At 32.5% G+C, this 18494-nt stretch carries 20 protein-coding genes; 7 read left to right on the top strand and 13 right to left on the bottom strand.

Going from position 1 to position 18494, the window contains the following annotated elements; all coding sequences use genetic code 11:
* Positions 1-100 precede the first annotated feature (100 nt).
* Positions 101-988 (top strand): ferredoxin:protochlorophyllide reductase (ATP-dependent) iron-sulfur ATP-binding protein, encoded by an 888-nt coding sequence (gene bchL / locus HA151_RS02840; RefSeq protein WP_079317699.1) that lies wholly within the window; start codon positions 101-103, stop codon positions 986-988.
* 6 nt (positions 989-994) lie between these two features.
* On the opposite strand, the gene HA151_RS02835 is transcribed toward bchL, so the two are convergent.
* From HA151_RS02835 to psaM, 3 genes are all read right to left on the bottom strand, one after another.
* Entirely contained in the window at positions 995-1999 is a 1005-nt protein-coding gene (locus HA151_RS02835) for a protochlorophyllide reductase (RefSeq protein WP_209106000.1), read from the bottom strand.
* Positions 2000-2053: 54 nt separating this feature from the next.
* Entirely contained in the window at positions 2054-2296 is a 243-nt protein-coding gene (locus HA151_RS02830) for a hypothetical protein (RefSeq protein ID WP_373922064.1), read from the bottom strand.
* A 188-nt stretch (positions 2297-2484) separates the two neighbouring features.
* Positions 2485-2589, bottom strand: a complete 105-nt coding sequence (gene psaM / locus HA151_RS02825) for a photosystem I reaction center subunit XII (RefSeq protein ID WP_072012882.1) — start codon at positions 2587-2589, stop codon at positions 2485-2487.
* A gap of 100 nt (positions 2590-2689) precedes the next feature.
* Between psaM and HA151_RS02820 the strand changes: the two genes are divergently transcribed.
* On the top strand, positions 2690-3433 hold the full coding sequence (locus tag HA151_RS02820) for a lipoyl protein ligase domain-containing protein (RefSeq protein WP_209105998.1): 744 nt from the start codon (positions 2690-2692) through the stop codon (positions 3431-3433).
* 9 nt (positions 3434-3442) lie between these two features.
* Here HA151_RS02820 and HA151_RS02815 read toward each other — a convergent pair whose 3' ends face one another.
* The gene (locus HA151_RS02815; protein ID WP_209105997.1) at positions 3443-4666 is read right to left on the bottom strand and encodes a site-2 protease family protein; all 1224 of its coding nucleotides are present in this window, start codon (positions 4664-4666) and stop codon (positions 3443-3445) included.
* A gap of 55 nt (positions 4667-4721) precedes the next feature.
* Here HA151_RS02815 and HA151_RS02810 point away from each other — a divergent pair, with 55 nt between their 5' ends.
* The gene (locus HA151_RS02810) at positions 4722-5378 is read left to right on the top strand and encodes a phosphoribosylanthranilate isomerase (RefSeq protein WP_209105996.1); all 657 of its coding nucleotides are present in this window, start codon (positions 4722-4724) and stop codon (positions 5376-5378) included.
* Here the strand turns inward: HA151_RS02810 and folE are convergent.
* The 6 genes from folE to HA151_RS02780 all read right to left on the bottom strand — a co-directional run bounded on the left by folE (position 5375) and on the right by HA151_RS02780 (position 10772).
* Positions 5375-6115 carry a GTP cyclohydrolase I gene (folE, locus tag HA151_RS02805; RefSeq protein WP_209105995.1) on the bottom strand — a complete coding sequence of 247 codons (741 nt, stop codon included), beginning with the start codon at positions 6113-6115 and terminating at the stop codon, positions 5375-5377. The genes HA151_RS02810 and folE overlap by 4 nt on opposite strands.
* A gap of 153 nt (positions 6116-6268) precedes the next feature.
* Complete coding sequence (locus HA151_RS02800; RefSeq protein ID WP_209105994.1) at positions 6269-7003, bottom strand: SDR family oxidoreductase; 735 nt, start codon at positions 7001-7003, stop codon at positions 6269-6271.
* On the bottom strand, positions 6978-7985 hold the full coding sequence (locus HA151_RS02795) for an acetyl-CoA carboxylase carboxyltransferase subunit alpha (RefSeq protein ID WP_209105993.1): 1008 nt from the start codon (positions 7983-7985) through the stop codon (positions 6978-6980). Before HA151_RS02795 ends, HA151_RS02800 begins: the two co-directional genes overlap by 26 nt.
* A gap of 3 nt (positions 7986-7988) precedes the next feature.
* Complete coding sequence (locus HA151_RS02790; protein ID WP_209105992.1) at positions 7989-9029, bottom strand: long-chain acyl-[acyl-carrier-protein] reductase; 1041 nt, start codon at positions 9027-9029, stop codon at positions 7989-7991.
* 108 nt (positions 9030-9137) lie between these two features.
* Positions 9138-9866: an aldehyde oxygenase (deformylating) gene (locus tag HA151_RS02785; protein ID WP_209105991.1), complete on the bottom strand. Its 729-nt coding sequence runs from the start codon at positions 9864-9866 to the stop codon at positions 9138-9140.
* A 111-nt stretch (positions 9867-9977) separates the two neighbouring features.
* Entirely contained in the window at positions 9978-10772 is a 795-nt protein-coding gene (locus HA151_RS02780) for a creatininase family protein (RefSeq protein WP_209105990.1), read from the bottom strand.
* Positions 10773-10838: 66 nt separating this feature from the next.
* Here HA151_RS02780 and HA151_RS02775 point away from each other — a divergent pair, with 66 nt between their 5' ends.
* Genes HA151_RS02775 through pgeF form a run of 3 tightly spaced genes read left to right on the top strand, consistent with a single transcriptional unit; the run spans position 10839 to position 13748 of the window.
* The gene (locus tag HA151_RS02775) at positions 10839-12041 is read left to right on the top strand and encodes a S1 RNA-binding domain-containing protein (RefSeq protein WP_209105989.1); all 1203 of its coding nucleotides are present in this window, start codon (positions 10839-10841) and stop codon (positions 12039-12041) included.
* Entirely contained in the window at positions 12038-12943 is a 906-nt protein-coding gene (locus tag HA151_RS02770; protein ID WP_209105988.1) for a Tab2 family RNA-binding protein, read from the top strand. The genes HA151_RS02775 and HA151_RS02770 overlap by 4 nt, the downstream gene beginning before the upstream one ends.
* Before the next feature lie 22 nt (positions 12944-12965).
* On the top strand, positions 12966-13748 hold the full coding sequence (gene pgeF / locus HA151_RS02765; protein ID WP_348535617.1) for a peptidoglycan editing factor PgeF: 783 nt from the start codon (positions 12966-12968) through the stop codon (positions 13746-13748).
* A 6-nt stretch (positions 13749-13754) separates the two neighbouring features.
* Here the strand turns inward: pgeF and HA151_RS02760 are convergent, their stop codons facing one another.
* The 3 genes from HA151_RS02760 to hemH form a co-directional block, all read right to left on the bottom strand.
* On the bottom strand, positions 13755-14102 hold the full coding sequence (locus HA151_RS02760) for a hypothetical protein (protein WP_209105987.1): 348 nt from the start codon (positions 14100-14102) through the stop codon (positions 13755-13757).
* A 69-nt stretch (positions 14103-14171) separates the two neighbouring features.
* Positions 14172-15935, bottom strand: a complete 1764-nt coding sequence (gene ilvB / locus HA151_RS02755) for a biosynthetic-type acetolactate synthase large subunit (RefSeq protein ID WP_209105986.1) — start codon at positions 15933-15935, stop codon at positions 14172-14174.
* 135 nt (positions 15936-16070) lie between these two features.
* Positions 16071-17246 (bottom strand): ferrochelatase, encoded by a 1176-nt coding sequence (hemH, locus tag HA151_RS02750; protein ID WP_209105985.1) that lies wholly within the window; start codon positions 17244-17246, stop codon positions 16071-16073.
* A gap of 65 nt (positions 17247-17311) precedes the next feature.
* Between hemH and HA151_RS02745 the strand changes: the two genes are divergently transcribed.
* Complete coding sequence (locus tag HA151_RS02745) at positions 17312-18481, top strand: site-specific integrase (RefSeq protein ID WP_209105984.1); 1170 nt, start codon at positions 17312-17314, stop codon at positions 18479-18481.
* Positions 18482-18494 lie beyond the last annotated feature (13 nt).

Genomic DNA, 18494 nt, shown 5'->3' with positions numbered 1-18494 from the left:
TTTCTTACTTTTAATACAATTAAATAAATATTTGTTTAGAAACATATTTGATGTGTATTTACGCTGCAAGAATATAGATAATAATGTGTTTAAGCTTTAAATGACAAGTACTATAAATAGACCTCTTGATGGAGAAGGAAGTGTTCAAGTAAAACAAGATCCAAAAATAAATATCGAAGAAGGGGCATTAGTTATTGCGGTGTATGGGAAGGGTGGCATCGGAAAATCAACTACATCTTCAAACCTTTCTGCAGCATTCTCAAAATTAGGTAAAAAGGTTCTACAAATTGGATGCGATCCGAAACACGATAGCACTTTCACTTTGACGCACAAAATGGTTCCTACAGTTATCGATATTCTCGAAGAGGTAGATTTTCATAGCGAAGAATTGAGGCCAAACGATTTCATGTTTGAAGGTTTTAATGGCGTAATGTGCGTTGAAAGCGGAGGTCCTCCTGCTGGGACAGGGTGCGGGGGATATGTAACCGGTCAGACAGTTAAACTATTAAAAGAACATCATTTGTTAGAAGATACTGACGTTGTTATTTTTGATGTCCTAGGAGACGTCGTTTGCGGAGGATTTGCGGCTCCATTGCAACATGCTAATTACTGTCTAATTGTCACTGCTAATGACTTCGATTCAATATTCGCTATGAATAGAATTGTCTCTGCAATTAAAGCAAAAGCAAAAAATTATAAAGTCAGATTAGGTGGGGTAGTCGCGAATAGATCAAAAGACACAGATCAAATTGATAAATTCAATGAAAGAACAGGTTTAAAAACTATGGCCCACTTTAAAGATGTCGACGCCATAAGAAGATCAAGACTAAAAAAATGCACCATTTTTGAAATGGAACCAACTGAAGATGTTATTGAAGTTCAAAACGAATATTTATCTCTTGCCAAAAATATGCTTGAAAACGTAGAACCTTTAGAAGGGAATCCACTTAAAGATAGAGAAATTTTTGACTTATTAGGATTTGATTAGCCTAAATTAATCTAATCCAACCAAATGGCTTGTTAAATCATAAGTTTGTTGAGAGGTCTTTGTATCAATTATTCTTTTGGACAACTTTTGAGAAAAAGCTTTTCTACCAGTTTTCTGACGATTTCCCCAGCTCCAATGGACTGATGGTTTGGCAAATTCTTTATTAGTTGCCACTCGAGCGACCCTCTCTCCTGCCAGTCTTTGTGAAACATATCCTTTTGTTATGAATTTTTGAAATATCGGGAAAAGGAATCTAAATAACCAAGGTGTGTCTCTAAAAAGTTTTGTATCAGCAACACATCCAGGATATAGAGAATTTACAATAATCTTCTCTGCAGGATATCTTTTTGATAATTCCTGAACGGTCACCATATTGCAAAGTTTACTATCCTTATAAGCCTTACCAGGTTTGAATTTCCCTCCATTCGCCATACTTATTGGAGATAAAAAACCATTTTTAAATCCAGATAAATCCCCTAAATCAGCTGGGGCAGGAATAGGGATCCTCCCTCCAAGTTCTGAATAATTTGCTGTGACAGTTCCTAATACTGTAATTCTTGGTTTGAATACGGTAGATTTTCCATTTAAAACAATTTCTCTTTCTGAAGATAAAATATTTTCTATCAGAAGGTTTATCAAAAGAAAATGCCCAAAATGATTCACTGCCATCGAATTTTCAAAACCCTGTGGAGATCTTTCAGGCCTCTTTAGTCTTGGCTTATAAACTGCTGCATTACAAATAAGAGAATTTATTGGTTTCTTAAATGTTCCCAATATTTGATCGCAACCTTTTCGAACATCATCCAAGTTAGAGAGATCTATTTCTATAAAATGAACATTTTTAATCTCCTCTTTTGTCAAGAATTCCTCAGCTATTTTCATAGCTCTTTTATTTGATCGATTAACAGCTATAACTTCCCATCCAAAGCGCAGAAGTGGTTTTAGAGTATTTAATCCTACTCCTGACGTTGTTCCTGTTATTAGGACTAAACCCTTAATGTTCTTACTCACTAGCAAAAAAGTTAATAGAAAAATGATAAGTAAAATGATCTCGGATCATTCTTATCAACGCCATATTACTCTGATAATGTCCCTAGAAATTATTTGATCCTGATCCTTCATAAATCTTTGCTCACCTTCAGAAGAAAATAAATCATCAAACCTACTCGTCAGATTATTGTATCGATATTTTTCAAATGAATATGAGTCTTGAATTTCCTTAAGTCTTGTTAATCTGACTTTGGAGCTATGTCCAAGTTTAATTAAACTTATTGTTGCTAGAAGGGAAAAGCAAATTTTTATAATCAAAAAAACAAAAGATACTAAATTATCCTGTTTCCGTTGCTTTCTTTTAAGAGCAGAAGCTAGATATTTTTTGTAAAAATTACTATTTTTATTAGAAGATTTTAACAAATTAAATTATAGGGACATTTACTGAATAAATAATTCAGCCTCACTATATTATTACCTTAAAAATATGAATTTTCTAATAGATTTTAGTTTCTACCTAAACTAATTCCTAACCTAAGAGCTAAAACTCCTGCATGTATAACTACTATTAGGCTAAGTGCAATTAAATTTATTGTTTGAGTTGGCTCCATAGTAAAAAAATATTTCCTATATTCTCCACCCAAAAGAGCGAATTTGACACACTATTACAAAATGATGTTACGTAATTAATAAATTGAAAGAAAATATTTATTGAAAATTATCATAAATAGACTTACAAAATTAATTTTGGGAAGAGGAAATCAAGCTTTAATTTTTTCAACAAATAATTTACCTGGATTTGATCAAATGGCTTTAGATCTAAATTCTCTAGAACAGACTATTTCCAATCCTGATATAATTCTCACATTGAGGTTCTATTATTGGACTGGAGATTGGCTTTCAATTGGTTATCACCAAAAGGATATTCCTTCTCATTGGGAAAAATTATTATCAAATGGGGAAATCAACATTGTAAGACGTCCCTCTGGAGGGGGTGCTGTTTTGCATTCAGGAGGAATAACATATGCATTAACATTTAAAAAAACTTACTATAAAATCTTCAGTTACGAAATGGTAAATAATTGGTTAATTAAGAGTTTTCGAGAATTAGGCTTAAACTTACAATATGGTAATTTACGAAAATCACCCATAACATATAATTGTTTTGGGACTACATTAATTTCTGATTTAGTTGATCAGGATGGGTTTAAGAGAATAGGAAGTGCCCAATATCGTAAAAAAGGTGCCTTCCTTCAACATGGAGAGATTCAAACAAATCCTCCAAAAGATTTATGGTTCAAATTATTTAGAGAGGAAGCTCCACCAAAAATAAATCTAGGCCTTACAAATGACTCAATAGTTCAACATTTAAGAAATTCATTCATACATAATAAATCAAATATAAAGTTCAAAAATATTGCCATAGATAATAAAAATATAAAAAAATCTTCATGAAACGAATTCTTAAAGATCTCCTTTCTGCTTCATTAAATTAATTATTCTTGGCAATTCAATCCCCAAGGGATACTGGTTTTTATAGTTAAATTTGTTGACTATATCTAAAGGCAAATTAAATCCTAATTTATTAAATATAAAGTTTCCAATTTTTGATCTATCAATGATCCCTAAAGGGATATCTGCAGCATTTAGAACTAGTATAAAACCGTCATTTGTTTCTTCAAGTTTTTCTATAGTTTTCCATAACTTATCGTTACTATACACACTTTCAAAACTATCTATTGATTTCTTAAAATCTCCAACAAAGTGTCTTTCCCATTTTTTTATGGAGACATTTTTTAAAATATTCTCATCAATAAAACCAGTCCATCTGCCATTATTCGTAACAAAAAAATATTTATCTGAAGCATCATTTTTATTTTTAACTAATTTATTTAATTCTGAGAAATTAGAATCGAATTCAATTTTCCTCAAAGGCTTTAGTTTAAGCTCAGAAACTTTACTGAATTTAAGTATGTTTTCAATTTTAAAAAATTGATTTTCTGATTTTGAAGAATTAACCCCAAACAATCCTAAAAAAGAAAGAATAAAACCATAGTAAAAATTAAATCTAAATAAACAAATTATTCCAAATATAAGAACTAAAAAAGATAAAGATAAATTTACTTTATTAAGAAAGTTTCTTCCTTTATTTTTACTCCCTGAAAAATACCAAATAATACTTTTCAATAAATTTCCCCCATCTAAAGATCCAATTGGAAGCAAATTTAAGAAGCCTAATAATAAATTTAATATACCTACTCTAGAAACTATACTAAGGAATATTAATTCTTGAGATGAATTGATATTACTAATAAAAAGTAGGATAAATGCTGTAGCGAAACATGATAGAGGTCTAACAATTGCGATTTTTATATTTCCTATAGCAGTTTGACAATACTTATCTATTTGTAAAATTGCTCCGAGAAAATAAAAAGTAATTTTTTTTATTTTTACACCCTGATTTAAGGAAACAAAGGTATGTAAAACTTCATGAGAAATAATTGAAGACAACAAGAAAAAAGAAGTTAAAAACCCTACAATCCAAGCTTCTTTAGGATTGTAAATATCACCGGAAGATAAATTAATCTGATTACTTATACTCCATGAGAATAAAAAAAGAATAACAAACCAATAGGAATGAATTTTGAAGGGAATTCCCCATATTTTAAAAATTTGCCAACTTTTCAAAAATAATCTCCGCTATATTTAGCAATAATATAAATTTTACATACAGGATAATGATATGCCCAAGAGTAATACTTTAGTTAAAATTTGTGGACTAACGTCAGAAGAGCAAGCCCTTCAAGTTGCTAAAATAGGAGCGCATGCTATAGGGATTATTTCGGTTAAAGAGTCACCAAGATACATACCAGCTATAAAAAAGAAAAAAATTTTTAAAGCCCTAGAAACTTCTTATCCAAATATTGAGAGAGTATCTGTTGTACAGAACTGTCCAATAGAAACAATCATAAAAAATTTCTTAGGCAAACCTAGTGAAACTATCATCCAATTACATGGAGATGAAAATATTGATTACTGCAAAAAAATAAAGAGCGAAATTCCGAATATTGGATTATGGAAGGCTTTTAGAATAAAGACAGAAAAGGACTTAGATAAAATAAAACCTTTTGAGGATTTTGTAGATGCGATATTACTTGATTCTTGGAACAGAGAAACTTATGGAGGCTCAGGGAAAAAAATAAAATCTATTTATCTTAAGAATTTGCAATTTAGCAAACCTTGGTGGTTAGCAGGTGGAATATCAATTGAATGGATTAATGAAATTCTTACAGATATAAAACCTGATGGACTTGATATTTCAAGCAGTATTGAAATATCTCCAGGTTTAAAAGATATAAAAAAAACAGAAGCTCTTATAAAATTTTTAAAAAATAATTAGTAATTATTTGTAGCAGATTGCTGTTTGACAAGCTCAAAAAATTCTTGCTTTAAACTTAAATCATGTCTAAAGTCACCCCTTACTACAGAATTAATCATACTTGTATTTGGCTCTTTAACTCCCCTCCATTTCATACAATAATGTTGGGCCTTTACAATAATGCCTAAACCTTTGGGCTCGCAAAGTTTTTCGATTTCATCTGCAAGAATCATTACGGCTTCTTCTTGAATATGTGGTCTTGAGAAAACCCAATCAGCAACTCTCGCAAATTTTGAAAGGCCTATGACTTTATTCCCAGGTTTAATACCTATCCAACACTCTCCCAGAATAGGAACTAAGTGATGTGAACATGCTGATCTTACAGATATAGGGCCAACTGTATAAATCTCATCAAGATTCTTGTCATTAGGGAAGCTTGTAACTTTCGGTTGTTCATGATATCTCCCTTTAAAGACCTCATTTAAATACATCTTTGAGACTCTTTCAGCAGTCTCCTGGGTATTATGGTCATTTTCAACATCTATTACAAGAGACTTAAGTAAGTCTTTTATCCTTGAGGCAACTTCTTTTTCTAAAATTTCTAGTTCTCCAGGATTTATGAAATCTGCAATATTATCATTAGCACTAAATCTTTTATCAGAATTCTTAATTCTGTCTCTAATAATTTCAGAAATTAATTTATTAGTGATCTGATCGTCAAAGTTTCTAATATTATCGTTTGGTAATGTAGAGGTCATAAAATTCTTAACAGAAAATTGTATGCAACTTAATTAACTGTATCTTCTAAAAGCTTGATTGCTTATACACTATATCACATTCTCTTGTTCAATCGGGTTCAAGTGGCCCTAAAAAAAACTACTTTTTTAAGTTTAAGTAGAGAAATATAATTTTCAAAAAGCTCCTCCAGAAGGCATTAAGGTTAAGTCTTCAATTAATTGTGATTCAGGTTTTTGTGCCATATAAAGAATAGTATCTGACACCTCGCTTGAGGAAAGCATAGAAGTTCTATCAAAATCAGAATTAATTGATTTTGAGTCCCAAAGAGGGGTATTTACTGAACCTAAAGTTATTGTGCATGCTCTTATAGAGTTGGACCTTTCCTCCTCTCTTAAGCATTTAGTAAACATTGCTAGTGCAGACTTTGAAACACAATAGGCTCCCCATTGGGGGAATGCATTATAAGAAGCATGGCTACTAACATTAATAACTAAACCACCATTTTTTCTCATTTGAGGAACAATTGATCTACAAATTTGAAAAACACTTGTAAGGTTTATTTGCATAGTTTGTTCCCATTGTCCCAAATCCATCGCAACTAGCGAACTATTAAACGCACAACCGGCATTATTTATCAAGACTGAGGGGCATCCATATTTCTCAATTGCTACTTTCACATTATTCTCAATCTCTAAAGGATTAGATAAATCGCATCTAACTAGGTTAATTTTTGAATTAGTAGTCAATAGTTCACTCTTTAATTTCTCCATTAAATCCATGCTTCTGGAAAGTAAAATTAAATCCCAACCAGCATTAGCAAAAGTAATTGCGGTAGATCTACCAATACCTTTTGTTGCGCCAGTTATAAAAGCTAATTTCAATTTATTCAGTTTTTTGGGGAACTTCACTATATATCTCTTCAATATTATTCGCTTCAATAAATTTACCTAAAACTCTAAACTTTTTATATCTTCCTTCAATAAGGTCATCTTTAGTCATTTGAAGTAATGAATCAAGGTGTTTCTCAATAGCCTGCTTCAGAGAATTACCAGCTTCTAAAGGAGCCCAATTATTTCCACCAGAAGGTTCTGGGATTACTTCATCAATTATCCCCAATTTAAGTAAATCTTTACCAGTAATTTTAAGTGCTGACGCCGCTTCTGGCGCCTTTGCAGAATCCCTCCACAAAATTGAAGCACATGCTTCTGGACTAGCAACCGTATAAACACTGTGTTCAAACATTAGTAACCTATCAGCAACACCTATTCCAAGCGCACCTCCAGAACCACCTTCTCCAATAATAGTGGCAACTATAGGGACTTTCAAACCAAACATCTCCCTTAAGTTTCTTGCTATTGCTTCTCCTTGCCCCTGTTCTTCAGCGGTTAAACCTGCATATGCTCCTGGAGTATCAATAAATGTAAGAATTGGCAAGGAAAATCTATCAGCATGTTGCATTAATCTAAGAGCTTTCCTATAACCTCCTGGCTTTGCCATCCCAAAGTTTCTTGCTACATTTTCTTTTGTATCTCTTCCTTTCTGGTGCCCTAACATTAAAACTGATCTATTATTTATCGAACCTATCCCCCCAATTAGTGCCATATCGTCGCCACCATTTCTGTCCCCATGTAATTCGATCCAGTCATCACAAAACATTTGAACAAAGTCCAGAGTGCTAGGTCTTTGAGGATGTCTAGCTACCTGAATCTTTTGTGCAGGAGTAAGAGATTTAAATATTTCTTCTCTTCTCCTGGCAGCCAAGGTTTCAAGCTGTAAAAGCTGTTGACTGACATCTACTTCTGAATCTCGAGCTAATTCTTTAATTTGCTCTATCTGTTTCTCAAGTTCCACAAGAGGCTTTTCAAAATCTAGGAGGTAACGTTTAGCCATAATTTAAACAGTTAGTACCTTAGGCTGCTTATCAAGTCCTATAGCAGAAAACCCATGTTTTAGTGAAGCTGCTCCAATAAACTCCATTTTTTCAAGAGAAATGTTATTTCTTCCCCAACTAAAGTTTGTATGGCACTTCTCAAATTCTAAAATCATGGCTTCTGCAAAGCAAGCAAACATCTCTCTCTGGGGGTTTTGCATTTCTGCAAGCTCCATCATATTCCAGCCAATATCTTTAAAGAACTCTACTATGCCTCCTTTTAAAACATGAATATTTTCACCCTGAAATTTCTCATCAAGATTTTTAGGGTATCCACCATCAATCATTAAGCATGTTTTTTTTAATTTATAAGTATCAATTTCAATAGTTTTAGGCATACTTGCAACCCATACAACAATATCCGCCTCAGGCAATGCCTCATCTAAACTTCTTATCGTGCCACCATCTAATTCTTTTTGTAATAGAGCAAGTGGTTCTTGTTGTCTTGCGACCATAAGAAGTTCTGAAATCCCAGTTTTGTTTATAAGCCATCTACAAACAGCACTACCAATATCCCCTGTAGCACCAATTACAGCAACAGTTGCCTTTTTAAGATCTATACCAATGCGAGGGGCATTTGTTTCTAGTTGCCTACAAATAACCCAGGCGGTATGAGTATTGCCAGTAGTAAATCTTTCCCACTCTAATTGAGTATTTCTAATTTGTTTATGCTGAAGAAGATTAAAATTCTCGAAAATAATAGATGTAAAACCTCCTAAAGCAGTAATGTTAATTCCTTTTTTCTGCGCTAATTCCATAGCATTTAATACTTTTCTTCTTGCCGTTTTAAACCTAGAAAGCATTTCAGGAACAAAGCAAGAATCTATATATGAACCTTCTATAGATATTCCAGTAGCACTTCTTACTTCTACATTTTCAACCAATTGAGGAGGAGCTGTACACCAAACATCTAGGTCGCCATCTGCAATATGATCAAAGCCTAGTAACGAAGCTTTTCGTTTTGCGTCTTCAAAACTTGTTGAGTGGCCTATTAACCCAAACATTTAAAATTTATTAATGGTTTCTATATGATCTTATGAACAATAGCACAAAGGTAACTACTTAAATAGGAAGATTAATTACTAAAATTAATTAATTAAGTAGAAATATAATTAGACAATAGCTGCCATAGCCATTCTTGCAATTTCTCTATTATCTAAACCTATTTCCATAAGTGTATCTTGATAAGCAATCATAAATTCTTCCATTAATTCTTCTCTATCCATGGCTAAAACTGATGCATCATCTGCTACTTCATCTAACATCTTTTTAATTAAGGGAAGATTAACTTTATTAGCTTCCATTAATTCCTCTTTACATGTAGTCAGGTTCTCTTTAAGCCACTCTTGACCATAATTTAAATGAAGATATTCATCTTTAACAACTCCCTCTGTTATTTTTTTTGCAAAAGGATCAGCAACTCTTATATAGACGTTATAAGCAGAAATTGCGAATGCTTCGATTAAGATAGCTTGTATTAACAGACATGTTGTTAAATTCCCTTTTTCAAGAGCAACTTGAAAATTACCATGTAATTTAGAAAAGAATTTTTTAGCAAATTCCATATCAGCTTCTACGCCTAAATTTCTTCCGCATGCAGTAAAGCCTTTTTTATGTTTCATTTCCATTCTCGCCAATTTAGTTAACTCCTCTAACTCATTTGGTATTAAAGTTGCTATTGAAATGTAATTATCATGAGCCTCTTGCTCACCCTCTATAACGATTGCATTTATTCTGCTATATGCATCCTTATAAGAATCCGTAGTGAAGTCGGGCAATTTTAAAGAAATCGAACTAGTCGATTCTTCAATAGTTTTTTTATTTGATTCTAATGTTTGCATGTCAGTAATCTTTAGCTCATTATGCATGAATTTTACATGATTATAGTGAGTTTATTTAAATATCATGAAAATAGTTTCAATTGTTAAGTCACAATTTTAACTTAAACTTATTTAAGTATTATTTGGCCAATCTGATTCCATCAGATTCATAATCAATTTGAACCAATGATTAATCAATAATTCCTTTAGATTTTTTCCTAAAGACTCATTTGCTTCTCTGCTATCCCCAATAACACCTGATTTACTGAAGTCGTTAGTAAGCCAAGCAGTAGGCGCATTGCCCTCTAGACTCCAACCTTCTGGGATCTGTCCTTTAACTCTTTCATTTGGGCGTTCATCACCTACTAATTCTGGTTTTAAAGCGAGCATCAAACTTGTTTCAGCTAAAGAGGCATGAAGCCCATCCTCAATCTCACTTTTTGTTAACAATTCACTTAATCCGTTAACACCACTCCATAAAAAACAAGGGAAAACTGCCATCTTTGGTGCAAAACTTCTTAGCTCTCTTGCAGCTGTATTTAATAATGAGATTTGACCTCCATGTCCATTAATCAATATCAGTCTTTTAAAACCCATTTCAGATAATTGACCTCCGACTTCCTTAATCATTGAGGTTATTAAATTTGAGGAAAGAGAGATTGTTCCAGCAAAACCCTTATGCTCTGGAGAAAAACCAATGTATTGAGTCGGAAGTTTTTTTAATGGAATATCTGCAGAGAATAATTTAAAAACTTCGCTAATTATTTCATCAACAAAAATACTATCTGTAGCAAGAGGTAAATGCGGCCCATGTTGCTCAACAGCACCAAATGGCCAAATCACTGTTGATCTTTCGTTTTTTGCAACACTCTCAATTTCTTGCCAATTTAAATATTCAAATTTATTAGGTATTGGTTTAAAGTTCATTAATTTTAAATTTGAGTACTAACATTTAAAGTATGTTAATAATTAATTATTCTTATTTTACCTACGATGGGAGCCAGTAATAAAAATGCCCAAGATAATATCCAACCAAAGGGCAATAAAAAACCTCTTCAGGTACTTCACATAAGCAAGAAAGATACTCAAAAAAAATCTCAAGAAATACATAATGATCAAAACAATTCGCAAGAAGAAATTAAAAAAGAAAGTATTGCAATCAAACCTCAAATCATTAAAGATGATTTAGTAAAAGAAATTGAGGAAAGTGATGAAAACTCTAAAGCTTTTGATACTTCTCAACAAGATTTAAATAGACCACTTGATTTTTCTACGCAAAACAAAGATTTTCAATTTGAAAGAACAGTTGATGAATTCGATTTTGATGAAAGTGCTTTTTTGGAGGCTTTAAATGCAAATGAGCCAATTGGGACTACAGGAGAAACAATTACAGGTAAGGTTATAGCAATCGAAAGTGATGGACTTTATGTAGACATTGGTGGGAAAGCACCTGGTTATATGCCCAAAAAAGAATGTGGATTGGGTGTCATAACTAACTTTAAAGAAAAGTTTTCTATTGGCCTTGAAATGGAAGTTTTAGTTATCAAAGAACAAAATGCTGATGGGATGGTAACAGTGAGCGCTCGGGCATTAATTCTCAGGCAAAGTTGGGAAAAAGTATCAAGTTTCGCAAAAAATGGAGAATTAATTAACGTTTTGATTAATGGATTTAATAGAGGTGGGCTTACTTGTGATGTAGATGGATTGAGAGGATTCATCCCAAGATCACAACTTGAAGATAACCAAGATTATCAATCTTTTGTTGGCAAAACTCTAAAAGTAGCGTTCCTTGAGGTGAATCCAGAATCTAGAAAATTAGTTCTCTCTGAAAAAAAGGCATCATTAGTCTCTAAACTTACAAGTCTAGAATTAGGTCAATTAATTGAAGGAGAAGTTTTAGCAGTAAAACCATATGGTTTCTTTATAGATTTAGGAGGAGCTAGTGGACTTCTTCATCAATCCTCACTAACAAATGGATCGATTCGTTCTTTAAGAGAAGTTTTTAGAGAAGGAGAAACTATTAAAGCTTTAATATCTGAAATTGACCTCGAAAAAGGGCGTATTGGTCTCAATACAGCACTTCTAGAAAACTCTGCGGGAGAATTAATTATTGATAAGCAAAAAGTTATGCAAGAAGCTACAGAGAGAGCACTAAAAACTAAAGCACTCTTCAATAAAAAAGAACAAGATAAATGAGCATAAATAATAAAATAGAAGCAAGTCTTCAATTAAAAACTTCAGATTGGGAATTAGACTTTTACTCAAGACCAATTATTGAAGCTAATGGAAAAAAAAGGTGGGAGTTAATTATTTGCTCTACAAGAAGTTATAAGGCAGAAGATATTTTTCTTTGGAATAAAAAATGCCCTGCCAATGAAGTTAATTCTGTATGGCTTACAAAGGCACTAAATGAAGCAATAAATGAAGCAAAAAAACGAGGCTGGGCGAAACCTTCAATAGTTCGATTCTGGAGGTCATCAATGAAATCGATCATTAAGAAATCTTTGGAGGCCGTAAGTATTGAGGCTCTTGTAAGTAGGAGAACTTACGACTTATTAGATAGAATAGAATTTCTTGAAAAAGAGATTTATCCAAAGGAAAAAGGTTATGTAAGAGGTGTATTAGCTCCAACTTTTAATTCTAAAATGGAAAACCCTCCTAAACCACTACCTGAAGCAGTCAGGGGTGATGCTTTAACTATCTCTGAAATATCAATTGGCGAATTAAAATCAGCAGAAAATTGGCCTGTGGAATTTGGAGATATTTTTCCAATTCAGCAAGATTTAGATGATAATTATTTAGTTCCAGGATTAAGACTTTTCAGTAAAGATAGATCTTTAGCACTTTCTGCATGGTTCAGTTGTTTAGAACCCATTAAATTAGTTATCAATAAAAACCAACTCATACTTGAAGCTTCAGAAGACGATAAGTGGCTGGTGACTGATTTGCCAGAAATAGAAGCAAACATTTTAAGTACAAAGTTTATAGAGAATAAAAAAAATTCTTTTGGTTATCAATTTATTTCCATACAGTCAACGCCATACATCGAAAAATTTGCAGGATTCTGGATCTTGAGAGATATTGAATTAATTTCATAAATTCAGTTTAGGAGCAGGAACTATTCCTTACGAAGAAATATATTTCTCAAAAGATGAAATTTTTATTCAAAACAAAAAATTTGAGTATTATATTTCTCCTATTCTCAGTCAATATAATTTCAAACATGCATTTTTTACAAAGTCTAGTTCTGAAAAATTTCTTCAAAGATTAGGGAATCACTTTAATGAAAATTACATAAATTGTGTTTCTAATCAAATTCACAGTAATGTGATAGTCTTTGGATCAAATTCGCAAAAAGGGAATAAGGTTGATGCAGATGGTCTTGTTGGTAATAAATTCAATCAAAACTTATGGGTTTACACAGCTGATTGCATGCCAATATTTTTTGCAGATAAAAGAACAAGAAATGTAGCAGCCTTGCATTGTGGAAGAAAAGGTTTAGAAAAAAAAATAATAAAAAGTCTGGTTAAAATTTTTGATAAATTAGGGGCATCTAGAGATGATTTACTTGTTGCAATAGGTCCATCGATATCGAAGGAACATTATTTAGTTGATAATGTGACACTCAAAGAATTTTATAGAAAGGCCGAAAATAAAAAAACAACAGTCGATTTGACTAAAACTAAAAAAGATTATTGTTTTGGTGATTCAAATCACTTAAAAGAGCAAAACTTAAATCAACTCGATCTTAAAAAATCTGCTTACAGACAACTTTTAAATGAGAAGGTCCTCAATACTAATATAGATATCTCAAATTTATGCACGTACAATTTAAAAAATGAATTTAATTCCTGGAGAAGGAGCAAAACAATCTCAAGGCAATGGAATTTTATTTGCTATTAGAGATATTTAACTTGGACAATTTTCACTAGTCAAGTCTTTAGCGACTAATAATTCGGTCATCTCTTTAGTACCTTTAATATTAAAAACTTTGGCTAACAATATATTCTCTTTAGAACCAAAAGGTTTGATTTTTACTTTGCTTCCCCTTGGGAATTCACTCTTAAGCAAATTAGTTGCTTCTAGCTCATCATTTTCATTTACATCTACACAAAATAATCCAATAGTTAAATTCCTATTTTGATCACCCACTAAAATAATATTTGAGCTTTTAATTTGTAGTATTTCAGCCGCCTTAGCTACTAGAGGGTTAAAAATAATCAAGAAGATTATTAAAATTATTGATAAATTTTTCAAGTCACAAAAAACTCTAAGTTTCTAGATTATGTTAATTTAATTTTTTAAAAAAAGAAGGGTTTAAAAAAATTAGTCTTCACAATTAACATATCCAACCATTTGAGCATTACTTTTCCCAGGAGGCACCATTGGATAGCAATTTTCACCTCTTCTTACAAGAATATTAATTAAGGCAGGGCCGTCATGATCAAGTGCATGTTGCAATTCATTCTGTAACTGTTTTCTATCAGAAATTAAGTATCCTTTAACTCCAAAAGACTCAGCAAGTTTTACAAAATCAGGTTCGCCACAACTCATATCCGATGAGGAATACCTTTCATTGTAGAAACTTTCCTGCCATTGCCTAACCATCCCTTGCCAGCGATTGTTAATAATGATCAACTTTACCTTCAATCCATATTGGGACAAAGTGCCTAATTCTTGAATATTCATTAAGACGCTTGCATCTCCAGCTATACAAATCACGTCTGAATTAGGTAAGGCTGTTTTGACCCCAATTGCAGCTGGTAATCCAAAACCCATAGTTCCTAGGCCTGCACTACTAATCCATTTTCTTGGAGAGTTCCTAAGGTACTGAGCAGCCCACATTTGATGTTGTCCAACATCTGTAGTTACATAAGCTTCAGGTGAAAGTTCCCTTATTTTCATAAGAACTTCCTGAGGATAAATTTCTCCTTCTTCAGGCGGTTTATATAAAGGATGTTTATTTTTCCAGAAATCTATTTTCTCTAACCAGTTCTTCGTCTTAAAAGCAAATTTGTTGTTTAGATATTTTTGATTAATTTTGCGAAGAGCTTTTGAAACGTCAGAGACAATTGCAACATCTACACGTCTATTTTTATTAACTTCTGCTGGATCAATATCTATATGGATGACTTTTGCATTAGGAGCAAAAGTATCTAATTTTCCTGTTACTCTGTCATCAAACCTTGCTCCAATAGCAATTAAAAGATCACATTCCGTAACTGCAAAGTTCGCATAAGCAGTTCCGTGCATTCCCAACATGCCAACTGATAAATTATCTTTTTCATCAAAAGCACCTTTTCCCATTAAAGTTGTAGTGACTGGTATTTGATAGTTCTTTGCCAAAATTCTAATTTCATCATGAGCTCCAGAAGATATTGCACCACCGCCAACATAAAGAAGAGGTCTCTCAGAATTCTCTATTAATTTAATCGCTTTTTTTATATCACAATCATTAATATCTCCGATTCTCTTAAACCCTTTAGGAATAATTTCGCCAGGCAAAACTCTTTGATAATTAAAGAATTCTTGGCCTACATCCTTTGGTATATCTATTAAAACAGGGCCAGGTCTTCCTGAAGATGCTATAAAAAAAGCCTCTGAAACAACTCTTGCTATATCTGCTGGATCTCTTATTACCCATGAGTGTTTAACTATTGGAAGAGTTATACCAAAAATATCAGTTTCTTGGAAAGCATCAGTCCCAATAGCAGGTCTTGGAACTTGACCTGTAACGACTACTAGAGGGACTGAATCCATTTGTGCAGTTGCAATTCCAGTAACCAAATTTGTTGCACCTGGACCTGAGGTTCCAAAGCAAACTCCTACTTCACCCGTAGATCTCGCATATCCGTCAGCTGCATGGGTGCCGCCTTGTTCATGTCTGACCATATAGTGCTTTAACCAACCATCTTTTTCCGCTTTATGAACAGCATCATAAATTGGAAGAATGGCTCCTCCTGGATATCCAAATATAATCTCTACACCATGAATTTTTAAAGAATCCATTAGTGCTTCTGCACCTGTTATCCAAATGGGATTTTCATGTTTTGAATTATCCTTTAACAAGGATCTCGAGGTAAGAGTCACTTACGAAATTCAATATTTATTATAAATTCTAAACTTAATTAAATACTTTTGCCTCATTTAGAAATGTAATGTCAGAATATTTTTTTTTAAGTTTTTTAATAAGTTTTGATTTTTTAAATAAATATATGTTGATACTTATAAAATCCCTAGCCTATGCAAGGGTCCAGAGCCTGAAATAAGTTCAATGAAAAGTACTAAAAAAACAATCATAGCAACTCTTCCATTCCATACCTCTGAACTATTATTCCAACCCCATTGCCATTTTTCTTGGGGATAAAGTTTAACTTTCTCAGGTAATTGAGAAGCCTCCTCTATATTTATTAAAGGCCCTTCCAAGCATGAAATCACTAGATCACTTAGTCCCTCAATAAAAGTAGGATGAGTATTTAAAGCCTTTACTCTCCGAAAGTTTTTGATGCCAGCTTTTTCAGCAATTTCTTTATATTCAATGTCAATTTCTTGCAATGTTTCAATATGCTCTCCAACGAAACTTATTGGAACCACAATCAAATCATTAACGTTTGACTTCCCAAGATCAGCTAACACTTCTTCTGTATAAGGTTTTAACCACTCGACTGGACCAACTCTACTTTGATAAGAGAGCGTATAAGGATTACTATGACCTAAATATTTTTCCAGTTCATTTATTATTAACAACGAACAATCTTCAATTTGTTGTTTATAAGGATCTCCAGCTTCTTCTACATAACTCTTAGGCACACCATGAGCAGTAAAAAAAATATGCGCATTTGAAGGTGATTCACAAAGTGAAATTTGCTCAGAAATTAATTCAACCATGGACTTTAAGTAACCTGATTGACTGAACCAACTCCGTACACATCTCATGGGTATTTTCTTAAAGTCATTATCAGAGTCTCGCAATTTCTTCAATTCCCTAAAGCTTGAACCACTTGTACTGATTGAAAAATGTGGATACAAAGGAAGAACTACAATTTGATCTATGCCATCTGCTTTTATGTCAGCGATGGCTGATTCCGTAAAAGGATGCCAATACCTCATAGCTATATAAGTAGTAGCATTAAAGCCTTTATTCCTCAATTTTGATTGCAATTCTCTTGCTTGTTGCTCAGTTATTCTCCTTATTGGTGATCCACCACCTATTGATAGATAAGCCTGTTGTGAAGTAGTACTTCTAAGGGTACTAATTAACCAAGCCAAAGGTTTTTGGAAAGCAGGGAAAGGAGTCCTGATAATCTCTGGATCAGAAAAAAGATTGTATAAGAATGGACCTACGTCGGTAATGCGTTCAGGCCCTCCTAAATTCATTAGTAAGACGCCTATTTTATCCATTTAAAATTTATGAAGATTGAAAATCAACATTAAAAACGTCATTATATGGTCAATTATATAAGTAAATGAACGTAATTCAGGAAATTTATATTATCAATGATAAATTTGCTACGCAAGGCAGCAAACTTAGGATTGAAAAAAGAGGAGATAAATTAAATATTAGAGGTTCCCTACCTTCAAAAGAAGATAAAAAAAACTTTAAAATCCAAAGAATATCTCTTGGTATAAAAGCAGATATTTCTGGATTAGAGGAGGCTAAAAAAAAATTACAATTAATAAATTTACAACTGGAATTAAACCAATTCGACTGGATGAATTGGACAGGAAAGTTAAATCAAAAAGGAAATAAAAATAGTTTTGATTTTCCAAATAAATTAAATCAATTTGAGGAATTTTTTTTTAAAGAAAGAAAAAATGAATATTTAAATAGCACTAGAAAAACTACTTGGAGAAGTTCTTATAAACCCTATCTTAAAAGAATTCTCAATATATATAATGATCATCACAACCAAGATTTGGTAAAAATATTTCAAAAAACCCTTGAAAGTTACAAGGAAGGAAGCAGAAGTAGGAAACAATGCGCCACCTCTCTAAGTGTTTTAGCTAAGTTTTTAGATATCAAACTTCCTGAAGATTGGAAATTAAAATCTAAAGGATATGGTCTTAATAAAGCTGGATACAGAGATCTGCCGACTGACGATTTAATTGAAAAACTTTGGGAGAAAATACCAAACAAATCTTGGAAATTTGTTTTTGGTCTTATGGCCACATATGGATTAAGAAATCATGAAGTATTTTTTTGTGATTTAAGTTCTCTTACAAATAATGGAGACAAAATTATTAGAGTTCTACCTACTACTAAAACGGGAGAACATCAAGTTTGGCCTTTCCATCCTGAGTGGATTGAAAGGTTCGAATTGTTCAAACTTGGCAATAATCCAGAACTACTTCCAAAAATTAATAGGGACCTAAAAATTACAACATTACAGAATATTGGGAAAAAAATTACAGACAAATTTAATAGTTACTCTTTACAAATAAAGCCTTATGATTTACGGCATGCTTGGGCAGTAAGAACAATCTTTTATGATTTACCTGATACTGTGGCTGCCAGAATGATGGGACATTCTGTTAGCTTACATACTCAAACTTATCACCACTGGATCACTAAAAGAGACCAGCAAAAGGCGGTTAATAATGCACTTTTGAAAGTAAAAAAAATGAAAAGTATTTAAAGATTTATAATCA

The sequence above is a fragment of the Prochlorococcus marinus XMU1419 genome, from assembly GCF_017695955.1.
Lineage (GTDB): Bacteria > Cyanobacteriota > Cyanobacteriia > PCC-6307 > Cyanobiaceae > Prochlorococcus_A > Prochlorococcus_A marinus_AD.
Note: the sequence above shows the minus strand (reverse complement) of the source record. Positions and strands in the feature narration are given on the sequence as shown.